General features: G+C 62.2%; 14 protein-coding genes. All 14 read right to left on the bottom strand.

The annotated features are described in order from the left end of the window. Entirely contained in the window at window positions 1–1,455 is a 1,455-nt protein-coding gene (gene atpD / locus GUV69_RS01310) for a F0F1 ATP synthase subunit beta (protein WP_164199034.1), read from the bottom strand. An 80-nt stretch (window positions 1,456–1,535) separates the two neighbouring features. Beyond that, the gene (locus tag GUV69_RS01305; protein ID WP_164199033.1) at window positions 1,536–2,429 is read right to left on the bottom strand and encodes a F0F1 ATP synthase subunit gamma; all 894 of its coding nucleotides are present in this window, start codon (window positions 2,427–2,429) and stop codon (window positions 1,536–1,538) included. Window positions 2,430–2,505: 76 nt separating this feature from the next. Next, window positions 2,506–4,143, bottom strand: coding sequence for a F0F1 ATP synthase subunit alpha (gene atpA / locus GUV69_RS01300; protein WP_164206094.1), 1,638 nt, complete (start codon window positions 4,141–4,143; stop codon window positions 2,506–2,508). An 83-nt stretch (window positions 4,144–4,226) separates the two neighbouring features. Continuing rightward, window positions 4,227–5,054 carry a F0F1 ATP synthase subunit delta gene (locus GUV69_RS01295; protein ID WP_164199031.1) on the bottom strand — a complete coding sequence of 276 codons (828 nt, stop codon included), beginning with the start codon at window positions 5,052–5,054 and terminating at the stop codon, window positions 4,227–4,229. Beyond that, window positions 5,054–5,605, bottom strand: coding sequence for a F0F1 ATP synthase subunit B (locus GUV69_RS01290; protein WP_164199029.1), 552 nt, complete (start codon window positions 5,603–5,605; stop codon window positions 5,054–5,056). The genes GUV69_RS01295 and GUV69_RS01290 overlap by 1 nt, the downstream gene beginning before the upstream one ends. A 53-nt stretch (window positions 5,606–5,658) precedes the next feature. After that, window positions 5,659–5,877: an ATP synthase F0 subunit C gene (atpE, locus tag GUV69_RS01285; RefSeq protein ID WP_011692451.1), complete on the bottom strand. Its 219-nt coding sequence runs from the start codon at window positions 5,875–5,877 to the stop codon at window positions 5,659–5,661. Window positions 5,878–5,957: 80 nt separating this feature from the next. Further along, complete coding sequence (gene atpB / locus GUV69_RS01280) at window positions 5,958–6,758, bottom strand: F0F1 ATP synthase subunit A (protein WP_164199027.1); 801 nt, start codon at window positions 6,756–6,758, stop codon at window positions 5,958–5,960. An 81-nt stretch (window positions 6,759–6,839) separates the two neighbouring features. Next, window positions 6,840–7,178 (bottom strand): hypothetical protein, encoded by a 339-nt coding sequence (locus GUV69_RS23060; protein ID WP_223883707.1) that lies wholly within the window; start codon window positions 7,176–7,178, stop codon window positions 6,840–6,842. Then, complete coding sequence (locus tag GUV69_RS01275) at window positions 7,171–7,653, bottom strand: Cg1360 family ATP-synthase-associated protein (protein ID WP_164199025.1); 483 nt, start codon at window positions 7,651–7,653, stop codon at window positions 7,171–7,173. Before GUV69_RS01275 ends, GUV69_RS23060 begins: the two co-directional genes overlap by 8 nt. Before the next feature lie 93 nt (window positions 7,654–7,746). Next, on the bottom strand, window positions 7,747–8,859 hold the full coding sequence (locus GUV69_RS01270; RefSeq protein ID WP_164199022.1) for an MraY family glycosyltransferase: 1,113 nt from the start codon (window positions 8,857–8,859) through the stop codon (window positions 7,747–7,749). After that, window positions 8,856–9,815 carry a glycosyltransferase gene (locus GUV69_RS01265; protein ID WP_164199020.1) on the bottom strand — a complete coding sequence of 320 codons (960 nt, stop codon included), beginning with the start codon at window positions 9,813–9,815 and terminating at the stop codon, window positions 8,856–8,858. The genes GUV69_RS01270 and GUV69_RS01265 overlap by 4 nt, the downstream gene beginning before the upstream one ends. Continuing rightward, window positions 9,812–10,585 carry a WecB/TagA/CpsF family glycosyltransferase gene (locus GUV69_RS01260; protein WP_164199018.1) on the bottom strand — a complete coding sequence of 258 codons (774 nt, stop codon included), beginning with the start codon at window positions 10,583–10,585 and terminating at the stop codon, window positions 9,812–9,814. Before GUV69_RS01260 ends, GUV69_RS01265 begins: the two co-directional genes overlap by 4 nt. Next, a complete protein-coding gene (locus tag GUV69_RS01255; RefSeq protein WP_244292581.1) occupies window positions 10,582–11,388 on the bottom strand; it encodes an L-threonylcarbamoyladenylate synthase in 807 nt (268 codons plus the stop codon). The genes GUV69_RS01260 and GUV69_RS01255 overlap by 4 nt, the downstream gene beginning before the upstream one ends. A gap of 15 nt (window positions 11,389–11,403) precedes the next feature. Then, window positions 11,404–12,273 (bottom strand): peptide chain release factor N(5)-glutamine methyltransferase, encoded by an 870-nt coding sequence (gene prmC / locus GUV69_RS01250; RefSeq protein ID WP_164199016.1) that lies wholly within the window; start codon window positions 12,271–12,273, stop codon window positions 11,404–11,406.

Here is a 12,273-nt window from a genome sequence, read left to right as displayed (position 1 = left end):
TTACTTGGTCTGTTCCTGGATCTTGGCCCACTGGCGCTCAACGTCATCCAGGCCGCCGACGTTGAAGAACGCCTGCTCTGCGATGTGGTCGAGGTCGCCGTCGCAGATAGCGGTGAAGCCTTCAACGGTGTCCTTGATGGAAACCGTGGAGCCTTCCACGCCGGTGAACTGCTTGGCGGTGTAGGTGTTCTGGGAGAGGAACTGCTGGATGCGGCGTGCACGCGACACGACGATCTTGTCCTCTTCAGAGAGCTCGTCAACGCCGAGGATGGCGATGATGTCCTGGAGTTCCTTGTTCTTCTGCAGGATCTGCTTCACACGGACAGCCGTGTTGTAGTGGTCCTGACCGATGTACTGCGGGTCCAGGATGCGCGAGGTCGACGTCAGCGGGTCAACGGCCGGGTACAGACCACGGGATGCGATTTCACGGGAAAGTTCCGTGGTCGCGTCGAGGTGTGCGAAGGTCGTGGCCGGAGCCGGGTCGGTGTAGTCATCTGCGGGAACGTAGATGGCCTGCATCGAGGTGATGGAGTGGCCCTTGGTGGACGTGATGCGCTCCTGGAGGAGGCCCATTTCGTCAGCCAGGTTGGGCTGGTAGCCCACAGCCGAAGGCATGCGGCCGAGGAGGGTGGAAACCTCGGAGCCTGCCTGGGTGAAGCGGAAGATGTTGTCGATGAACAACAGCACGTCCTGGTTCTGCACATCGCGGAAGTACTCCGCCATGGTCAGTGCGGACAGTGCAACGCGCAGGCGCGTTCCCGGCGGCTCATCCATCTGGCCGAACACAAGGGCAGTGTCCTTCAGGACGCCTGCCTCTTCCATTTCAACCCAGAGGTCGTTACCTTCACGGGTACGCTCGCCAACACCGGCGAATACCGAAGTACCACCGAAGTTACGTGCCACACGGGTGATCATTTCCTGGATCAGAACCGTCTTACCCACGCCGGCGCCGCCGAACAGGCCGATCTTTCCACCCTTGATGTACGGGGTGAGAAGGTCGATAACCTTGATGCCGGTTTCCAGCATCTCGGTGGAACCTTCGAGGGTTGCGAAGGCGGGAGCCTTGCGGTGGATCGGCCAGTAGTCCGAAGCCTGGATTTCCGACTCGTCAACGTCCAGCGGCTTGCCGAGGACGTTGAAGATGTGGCCCTTGACGCCGTCGCCCACAGGCACGGTGATCGGGGAGCCGCTGTCCACTACGTTGGTGCCGCGGACGAGTCCATCGGTGGCCTGCAGGGAGATGGCGCGGATGAGGTTATCGCCCAGGTGGAGGGCAACCTCGAACGTGATGGTCCTGGTCTCACCGTTGAGGGTAATCTCCGTGGTGAGGGCGTTGTAAATCGAGGGGATTGCGTCAGCCGGGAATTCGACGTCGACAACCGGGCCAATAACACGTGCAATACGGCCGGTGGCACCGGACGTTGCGGCTACGTGTTCGGTAGCAGTGGCAGTCATCTCTCTCACTTCACTCAGTAGATGGCGTGGGGGTTAAGTTTGTTCTTTGGTGCAGGTACTGCTGGACCGGATCGTGCAGGCTAGGACGCGTTCAACGCGTCGGCACCGGCAACAATTTCGGAAAGCTCCTGCGTAATTTCAGCCTGGCGGGCAGTGTTGCGCAGACGCGTGTACTTCTTGATGAGGTCCGTGGCGTTGTCGCCGGCGGACTTCATCGCCCGCTGACGGGCTGCGAGCTCGGAAGCTGCTGCCTGCAACATGGCGGCGAAAATGCGTGACTCGATGTAGCGCGGCAGCAGAGCGTCGAGAACCTGCTCGGCTTCCGGCTCGAATTCGTAGAGCGGCAGGAGGTCTGACTCAGACGTAGCCTGCTCTTCGACAACCTCGAGCGGGAGCAGACGAATGACCGTCGGCTCCTGGGTCACCATGGACTTGAAGCGGGTGTAAACGACATGGATTTCGTCCACGCCGCCCTCTTCGTAGGCGGTCGCGAAGTCTTCGAGCAATGCCGTTCCAACCTCGCGGGCAACGTCAAACACCGGAGCATCCGTGTTGCCCGTCCAGGCGCGCTCGAAAGGACGGTTCCGGAAGTCGAAGTACGCCTGCGCCTTGCGGCCCATCACGTAGACCTTAACTTCCTTGCCCTCCTCGTGCAGCAGTTCAATCAGGCCTTCCGCCTGCTTGAGCACTGTTGCCGAGTAGGATCCTGCGAGGCCGCGGTCGGAGGTGATGACCAGCACGGCTGCCCGGCGGATCTGCTCCGGTTCGGTGACCAGGGGGTGGTCAATTTCGCTCTGGCTTGCGACAGCAGAAACGGCACGCGTGATCGCGTTTGCGTAAGGCAGTGAAGCCGCTACGCGTGCGCGGGCCTTGCCAATGCGCGAGGTAGCGATCAGTTCCATCGCCTTGAAGATCTTGCGCATCGACGTGGTCGAGCTGATCTTCTGGCGGTAGACCCGAATCTGGGCTCCCATACTTATCCTTTCCTAAGATCCCGGTGGCCGGGACTGCCGGAACCGGTGAAGGTCCCGGCAGTCCCTGCCAGCGAAACTAGCGCTTCTGCTTGACGATTTTTTCCTGGTCGACTTCGGCTTCAGAGATAGCGTCATGCTCCTCGTGGCCGGCGCCTACCAGGCGGTTGTCACCCTCGCCGAAGAAGCCCTTTTTGAAGTCCACGATGGCGGTCTTCAGTGCTTCAGCGGTGTCATCGTCCATAACGTTGGTCTGCGCCAGCGTGGTCAGGATGGAGGACTTGTGCTTCAGGTGCTCCAGGAATTCGGTCTCGAAGCGGTTGATGTCCTCAACCGGAACTTCATCGAGGTGGCCGTTGGTACCTGCCCAGATTGAAACGACCTGGTTCTCCACCGGGAACGGCGAGTACTGGCCCTGCTTGAGCAGTTCCATCAGGCGTGCGCCGCGGGTCAGCTGCTGGCGCGATGCGGCGTCGAGGTCCGACGCGAACATTGCGAAAGCCTGCATGTCGCGGTACTGAGCCAGTTCCAGCTTCAAAGTACCGGAAACCTTTTTCATGGACTTGACCTGCGCGGCACCACCAACGCGGGACACAGAAACACCCACGTCGACGGCCGGACGCTGGTTGGCGTTGAAGAGGTCCGACTGCAGGAAGATCTGGCCATCGGTAATGGAGATCACGTTGGTCGGGATGTAAGCCGAGACGTCGTTTGCCTTGGTTTCGATGAGCGGCAGGCCGGTCATCGAGCCGGCACCGAGCTCGTCGGAAAGCTTGGCACAACGCTCCAGCAGGCGGGAGTGCAAGTAGAAGACGTCGCCCGGGTAGGCTTCGCGTCCCGGCGGGCGGCGGAGCAGCAGTGAAACTGCACGGTAGGCCTCAGCCTGCTTGGAGAGGTCATCAAACACGATGAGGACGTGCTTGCCGCCGTACATCCAGTGCTGGCCGATGGCCGAACCGGCGTACGGTGCCAGGTACTTGAAGCCTGCGGGGTCAGACGCGGGGGAAGCCACAATGGTGGTGTATTCCAGTGCGCCGTTGTCCTCAAGGGTCTGACGGACGGCCGCGATGGTGGACGCCTTCTGACCGATTGCCACGTAGATGCAGCGCACCTGCTTGGTCACATCGCCGGAAGCCCAGTTGGCCTTCTGGTTGATGATGGTGTCAATGGCGATAGCCGACTTACCGGTCTGGCGGTCACCAATGATCAGCTGGCGCTGGCCGCGGCCGATCGGGATCATGGCGTCGATAGCCTTGAGGCCGGTCTGCATCGGCTCGTGAACCGACTTACGCTGGGTCACGCCCGGTGCCTGGAGTTCCAGCGCACGGGTGGTCTCGGCCTTGATCTCGCCGAGGTCATCGATCGGCTGTCCCAGCGGGTCAACCACGCGGCCGAGGAAGGCATCGCCAACCGGCACGGACAGAACCTGTCCGGTGCGGTGGACTTCCTGGCCTTCTTCGATTCCGGTGAAGTCACCGAGGACGATCACACCGATTTCGCGGACGTCGAGGTTCTGGGCCAGGCCCAGGGTGCCGTCTTCGAAGCGAAGCAGCTCGTTCGCCATGACCGAGGGAAGGCCCTCAACACGGGCGATGCCGTCACCTGCGGTTGTTACACGGCCAACCTCTACGCGCTCTGCGTTTCCGGGTTCGTAGGACGCCGCGAACTCGTTCAACGCAATACGGACGTCGTCGGCGTTGATGGTCAATTCGGCCATCTGCAGTCCCTGCTCTCCTGTTTTCGTGATCATCGTTGCTCACGATGACCGGGGTTTCGTTTCGTTAAGTTGTGCTTGTCCGGCTAACCGGCCAGTTGGCGGTGGAGCTGGCCCAGCCGGGTGACAACAGAAGCGTCAAGCACTTCGTCACCCACCTGGACGCGGATTCCGCCGATCAGTTCAGGGTCAACAGTGAGGTTGACCTTGAGCTCGCGACCGTACAGGGCGTTCAGCCCGGCCTGGAGGCGTGCAAACTGCGTCGCTGTCAAGGGACGCGTCACGCTGACCGTTGCAATCCAGCGCTGCTGCCGTTTGGCTGCCAGCTCGGCGAACCGGGCTACCAGGTTGGTCGGCTTGATGCCGCGGGGTGCGGTCACTGCCTGAGCAATGAGGACTTTGGCTTCCTCGCTTGCGCCAGGAACCAACTTCTCAGCCAAGCTGATCTTTGCAGCAGCACTGGCCTGCGGCTCCGACAGAGCACGTTGTACCTCGTGGTTGGAGGCAACGGCCTGGTTGAAGGAGAACAGATCGTTCTCCAGTTCTTCCAGCCCAGAGACACCGGAGGCAGAAACGGCCGACTTGTTTTCAGCGACGGCGATTACCACCGTCGCGGCAAGCGTCTCGAGTGCATCGCCGATATCTCGGGCCGATGCCCAGCGTGAACTGGCCAGACCGCCCGCGATGTCCGCAGCATCGGCGGAAACTTTTCCGCCAACGAGCTGCTTGACCAGCGCCGCCTTTTCGTCACCGCTGCGGGAGGGGTCAGTCAAAGCCCGGCGCAAGCCGGCCGAGCTGTCCACCGTTCCCAGGATTCCGAAGAGTTCCTTAGCCAACTGCAGCGAGGCCAGCGGAAGCTTGGCTTCCAGCGAGGTCAGGGCCGTGGTCAGCGATTCGCTCGATACACCTGACATTACTTAGCTGCACCTGCGTTCTGGGTCTCCAGATCTGCCAGGAAACGGTCAACCACACGGGCGGAACGCTCGTCATTGTCGAGCGCTTCGCCAACAATGCGACCGGCCAGCGTGGTAGCCAGCGTGCCGACCTCGGAACGCAGCGACACAACGGCCGCCTGGCGCTCGGATTCGATCTGCACGTGGGCCTGAGCCGTGATGCGGGCCGATTCAGCAGCTGCCTTTTCCTTCAGATCAGCAAGGATCTGCGCGCCTTCGGCACGTGCTTCCTCGCGGATGCGGTTGGCTTCAGCGCGTGCATCAGTGAGCTGCTGCTTGTATTCCTCGAGGGCAGCAGAAGCTTCCGCCTGGGCCTTTTCAGCCTTGGCGATGCCGCCTTCGATTGCCTCAGCGCGCTCTGCAAAGGTCTTCTCGAACATCGGGACAACGAACTTGACCACGATGAACATGAGGACAGCAAAGCCGACGAGGACAACGCCCATTTCCCAGACGTTGGGCACCAGTGGGTTAGTCTCGCCCTCTGTGGCGGCTGAGATGATCACCTGGTTCATAATTCACCCGTCCTTTTCTACTCGGTTTCTGGATGTTCGCTAAGTTCTAACGCTTAGGAGAGAACGAAAGCGAAGACCAGGCCGAGGATGGCGAGAGCTTCAGTCAGCGCCAGGCCGAGGAATGCGATCGGCTGCAGGACGCGCTGGGCTTCCGGCTGACGTGCTACGCCGTTGATGTAAGCAGCGAACACGAGTCCCACACCGATACCACCGCCGATAGCGGAGAGGCCGTAGCCGATGAGGTTGAGGGAGCCGTTGATGGAGCCTTCCATTTTTCTTCCTTTCAAGATGCCATCTTTGTGGCAGGTTGTTTGGGTTGCTTCATCCCCGCGAGGGGAAGTTTGTGGGGTGCCTAGTGGCTGTCCGCGTGCAGTGCGCCTTCAATGTAGATGGCAGTCAGCAGCGTGAAGACGTAGGCCTGGAGCGCCATGATCAGCGCTTCCAGCATGTACATGGCGATTGCGCCGGCGAGCACCAGGACCGAGGCTCCCTTGAGCAGGACGCTCTCCTGCATGATCAGGTACTCGATGCCCGAGCCTGCGATCATCACGATCAGGTGACCGGCCAGCATGGTGGCAAACAGACGGAGGCTGTGAGTGACCGGGCGGACCAGGAAGTTGGAGATGATCTCGATCGGGATGATCAGCGGAAGGATGTAGACCGGTACGCCGGAGGGTACGGTGGCCAGCTTGAAGTACTTCAGGCCGTTCTTCTTGATGCCGATGGCAATCCAGGTCACGTAGACAATGCCGGCAAGGACGTAGGCGCCACCGACGTGCGAGAAGCTCGGGAGCTGCAGCACGGGAATTGCGCCGTAAATGTTGTTTACGAGGATGAAGAAGAAGAGGCTGAACAACAGCGGCACATACTTCATAAAGTCTTTGCCGCCGATAATGTCCTTGGCGATGCTGTTACGCACAAAGCCGTAGGCCATTTCACCAGCGAACTGGAGCTTGCCGGGGACAAGCTGCTGCTTCCTGGCAGCTAGCAGAAAGAATGTAGCGATAATGACGACCGACATGATCACCAGGAGCATCTGCTTGGAGAATCCGTCTGCCACCCCCCACGGCAGGATTGCCGGCAGGTGCATTTCTTCAATTCCAGGAGGAGTGAACTCTCCTGAATCTTGGGCCGGGAGCGCAAGCGCGATCAACGCGTTTCCTCTCTGCAGTGTCCATCATTGGGCGTTGGGCAGGGATCGGCGGATTTTCGCTCCGCAGTTCCCCCTGTGAAATTATTTGGCATTAGTGTTTCCATCCGCGGACGGGCCGCTGTCTGCGCCGCGCTTACCCGTTGAGTTTCTGGAACTGGTAAGGCCGTGCATGTGAGAAAGATAGAAACCTCCGGCAGCTCCAAGCAGAGCGCCTGCGAGCACGATCCAGCGGGTTCCCCACAGATTATCCAGACCCCACCCTATCAAACTCCAGACGATGATTCCGCCAATTATGTAGCTGAAGACGGCCATGCCGGCGTTGTATCCGCCGTTGCTGTTTTCGTCCGACACTCCCGGTGTGGAGGGTGTGTTCCTGGACGTGGAAGAGCCGTTGTCCGCGGCTGGTTCCCGATCAGACATCGTTCGGCTCCTTAGGCTCGGGGTCGTTGTAAATCTGCAGGCGTGCCTTGCTGAAGCCGTAGATTTCGGCGGCCTGCCAGAAGACAACGGTGGCAACGGCACCAATCAGGAACCATCGTCCGTGAAGCCAGGCAGGTGCCCCGATCACGAAAAGGACCACCCCGAAACCGACAACTTTGACGAAATAGGTCGCCACAAACATTCCGATTGCACCGGAGGGGTTGTTGCGCCCCATGAAGTGGCCGACCAGGAGGCTGATGGCAAAGAAGGCCATCACCAGGAGGCCACCCAGGGAACTGGACATGACGCCGTCGGGCCCGTTCAGGATGGCAGCCGGAATGCCCGCCAGGATGATTGCGCCCGCACCGGCAGCTGAACTGATGGCGAGGAGGCGAAGCCACAGGGACCGGGCGGGTCTTGGGTCCCCAACGGATCCGTTCCCGGACGCATGTCCGGAGTCGGCGTTGGAGGTCATAAGATCCCAATCGTCGGCGCCCTGGGGCTGGGTGGAGGGGCAGCTGTGGCTGCCCCTAAATTCTACACGAGATAGAAATGAATCCGGACACGGTTACGCAGCCGTGTTCTCGCTGTCCCGGCGCAAGTAGGGCCAGGCGGTTACCAGGCCCATCACCAAGGTGGCGAAGAGGTCCACCGCCAGCACGTACTGCCACGGGAACACCGCGAAAGCAAGGCCGCCGAAGGAGAGTACGGCCGTCCACAGGTACATGAGGATCACGGCAGTCCGGTGCGAATAGCCGATGTCCAGCAGCTTGTGGTGGAGATGGCCCCTGTCGGCGGACCACGGGGAACGTCCCCGTGCCGTCCTGCGGACAACGGCGAGCCCGAGGTCCAGCAAGGGCAGGAAGAGGACAGCGAACGGCAGCAGGATGGGAATGACGGTGGAAATACCGTTGGCGCGGTCGTACAGTCCCGAGGTGATTTGGCCCGTGGAGACGATACCGGCTGCGGCGAACAGCAGTCCGATGAGCATGGCGCCGGAATCGCCCATAAAGATCTTTGACGGGAACCAATTGTGCGGCAGGAACCCGATGCAACTGCCCACCACCACGGCTGTGAGGAGGGTGGCAAGGTCCGAATAGTCCAGCAGGACGGCGTTCCGGTGCACCCAGTAGGCGGTAAAGAAGAACGCGGTTCCGCCGATGATCGCCACGCCGGCGGCCAGTCCGTCCAGGCCGTCAATGAAGTTGAAGGCGTTCATGGTGGTGACAATCAGTCCGGCTGTCAGCACAATCCGGACCATTTCGTTCTCAAGGACAATCGGTTCCGGAACCCACGGGACGATTGTCATCCGAACGCCCCAGACGGCAACCACCAGTGCTGCAGCGCTCTGGCCAATCAGTTTCACCCACCAGCGGATGTCCAGGAGGTCATCCATGACGCCCACCAGCACAATCACCGAGGCGCCGGCCAGAACACCCCAGGGCGAGAAGTTGTTCCGGTAGATGTCTTTGACGAAGAAGGACTGGCTGGCCACGATCAATGCCACCAGCACGCCAAGGAAGATCGCCACACCGCCCAGCCGCGAGACGGGTATCGAATGCATGTCACGGCTGCGGATGGGCATATGGAGTTCCAGCCGGTTGCCCACAACGCGGGCACCCCAGGTGGCCCCATAGGACACGACGGCGGCCGTCAGCCCCATGAGCAGGTACATGATCATGTGACGGGTCCTCCGGTCAGCCGCACGTCCCGAAGGGGGTAGATCCCGTTGAGGACCTGCTCATTGCTGCGTGGTGCCCTGATGCCGTGGAGGATCCCCCGGAGGAGTCCCTTGAGGAGGAGTCGCTTGTTCGGCGAGCCGGCGATGGTCCTGCTCCAGTTACGGACGGAGGCGCCTGAGTACAGCACTTTCTCCCAGGGAGTAAGCGCCGACGAACGCGTGTAGACCCATAGCTTGTTCCGCACTTCATAGTAGAAACGCGCGCCAGGATCAGCGCCGGCGTCTCCGAATGACTTGGTGTGATGGTTGGCGATGGACTTTTCGACCGAGATGGCATTCCGGTGCCGGGAGATCCGGGCCGTGTACTCCAGATCGTCGTTCCAGATGAAATAGTCCGCGATGGGAAGCCCGTGGCGGCGGATTTGCCCGGCGTCAATCAGGATGGAGACGAACGAGGCCGTCCTGATCTGCACTCCCCCGGCCCGGACTGCGGTCTCACGGTCATCCTCGCTGGCGCCCAGCCGAGGACGCATCCGGTTCATCGGATGGTCGCGTCCATCGGTCCAGACCACCCTGCTTGCCACAAAGCTTGGTTCGTCCCCGGCTGCTGCGGCGTAGGCCTGCGACGCAGCGAGAGCCTCCGCGAGTGCTTCGTGCTGCGGTTCCGTGTCGTCATCCATGATCCAGACATAGTCTGCAGCGTGGTCGAGGACCGCGCGTTCCATCCCGACGACGAAGCCCCCGGCGCCGCCCAGGTTCTGAGTCAGCCGGATGACGTCCGTGGCGACCGGGCCGTTGTACGCGGCCAGGTAGTCTGCGGTTCCGTCCGTGGACGCGTTGTCCACAATCACCACTGTGGAGGGCAGGACCGATCCGGAGGTGATCCCGCGGAGGGTGGTCTCGAGTAGCTCCCGCCGGTTGTATGTGACAACCACGGCGACGACATTCCTGGTCATTTGCTGGCCCCTGTTTCCGTGGGTCGAAATTTCCGGCCGGCCAGGACAGCGGCCAGCTTCCAGGGCTCAATGAACACGCGTCCAAAAACCCTCTGCGGTGAGAGGATGAGGCGCCATAGCCATTCAAAGCCGAGCCGGCCGAGCCACCGGGGGGCGAGCCGCTGGTGCCCGGAAATCTGGTCAAGCGCACCGCCCACCGCACCGTAGACGGCGTCGGGAAGCTCATCACGGCGCTGCCACAGGAAGGACTCCTGCAGCGGCATCCCCAGGCCCACCAGCACCAGGTTCGGCCCAAAGGACTGCAGTTCGCCGATCACCGTGCGCTCCCTTGCCGGGCCCCAGTTCTCGCCAGCCCACCCGCGCACCTCGGCTCCCGGCAGGAGCGCTTCAAGTTTGCGGCACGCCTCGGCGTTACTGTCTGTGTTGGTTCCGACAATGGCCACGCGGTCCAGGCCTGTCACCGCACCCAGGTGCTTGATCCAGTCGGTCGATCCCACCCGGTAGCTGGAATCGGGGGCGGCTGCATGCAGTTGCCGCTTCCATAGTGCGTAGACGGGCGCGCCGTCCAGGAGCACGACGTCGGCAGAATCGTAGAGTGCCTTGAACTCGGGAACCGTGTGGTACAGGTAGCAGCTGTGCAGATTGTGGCCGACGATGGTGCGCCGGCCCCCTGCTGCGATCAGGTGGCTCAGGACCTCGGCCATGCCGTGCTCATGCACGGCAGTGACATCGACGTCCAGGACCCTTAGTCGGTCGCGGCCAACGATCATGCCTCCGGATCCTTTTCGGCGGGCGCTGCGGTTGTCCGCACGTCCGGTGTGCCGTGGTCAGCCGCCGCAGGTTCAGCCTCCGAGGGCGCCGCTGGCGCGGCGGGCGCAGCTGGCACAGCCTCTTCCGGTTCAGCCATGGGAATTTCGCCCAGGCCCAGGACGCCGGGAACATGCTCACGGAGCCGGTCAAGGGACACTGCGCCGTTGCGCACCACCCGGAGGACGGCTCCGGTGGCGTCCACGATAGTGGAAGCCACCGCCTCGGTTCCTTCGAGCGGCCTGAAGCCTCCCTCAAGATAGACCTCCACCGACTCAGCGAGCTGGGCGCGTGCTTCAGCTGCGGTCTGCGCGGGTGCCTGGCCTGTCCGGTTGGCGGAGGATACCGCCAGCGGGCCTGTCAGGGTCAGGAGTTCCTGCGCCACCTCGTCGGCGGGCATACGCAGGGCTACCGTACCCTGGGTGTCGCCGAGGTCCCAGTCAAGGGAGGGCTGCGCGTGCAGAATCAGGGTCAGGCCGCCTGGCCAGAACGCTTCGGCCAGCTTGCGGGCGTCAGCGGAAACATCCGTGGCCAGTCCGTCCAGGGCGTTGATCCGGGGAATGAGCACGGGCGGCGGCATGGCGCGGCTGCGCCCTTTGGAAACCAGGAGCATGGTGACTGCCTGCGGAGAGAAGGCGTCGGCTGCGATCCCGTACACAGTGTCGGTGGGGAAGACCACACACTTTTTTTCGCTGATGGCACGCTGGGCATGTTCCAGACCCAGGGCGCGCTGATCCTCTGACGTGCAGTTGTAGGTTGTGGTCACTGGCCTATTCTTTCATCAGTCGTGGCGCGGACCGGCAAACACGGCGCTGGTGGCGCGTTCCTTGCCGTTGAGGTCCAGGTGCGTGGTGATCCCGGTCCAGGCACCGTTGCGCTTCATCATTGCGGCGATCCAGGCCGCCTGGACTTCGGCGTGTTCCATCACGAAGTAGCCGCCGGGAACCAGAAGCCGCGCGGCCGAGGCGGCCGCCGCCGTCGGAAGTTCCATGCCGTCCGCTCCCCCGCCGTACAGGGCTTCAGGAGGATCGTGGAGGGCCACTTCAGGTTCGTTTGGAATGGCTTCGGCGGGTATGTAGGGCGGGTTGGACACCACGACGTCGAAGGTTCCGTTGAGCTCCGGCAGCGCGTTGCGGAGGTCCCCCAGGGTGAGCCTGACGCCAAGCGGGGCCAGGTTTTTCTCCGCCCATGCGTGCGCGAAGGTGCTGTATTCAACGGCATGGACTTCGGCGCCGGGCACCTCATGGGCGATCGAGCCGGCAATCGCGCCGGAACCGGTCCCGAGGTCAACAATCCGCGGATGCGCCATGCCCTTCACATGGTCAATGACCAGCTGGACCACGGATTCCGTTTCGGGCCGCGGGATAAAAACCCCGGGGCCCACTGCGAGCTCAAGATACCTGAAGTGGGCCACGCCGGTGATGTGCTGCAGCGGGATCCGCCGTGCCCGCTCGGCCACAAGTTCGGCGTAGCCCTCCGGTGCAGGGGAATCCCCCAGCATCATGGCGCGGAGCCGGCCGAGCCCCACCCCAAGCAGATGCTCGGCCAGCAGCTCGGCATCGACGCGGGGACTGGGCACGCCGGCGTCCCGAAGGATCACTGTGGCTTCGCTGATGGCAGCCGCGAGCGACTGTTCCGACCCAGGTGTCAT

It is taken from the genome of [Micrococcus luteus] ATCC 49442 (assembly GCF_010367585.1).
Taxonomy (GTDB): Bacteria; Actinomycetota; Actinomycetes; order Actinomycetales; family Micrococcaceae; genus Arthrobacter; species Arthrobacter luteus_A.
The sequence above is the reverse complement of the archived record's forward strand: the minus strand, read 5'-3'. Positions and strand labels throughout refer to the sequence as shown.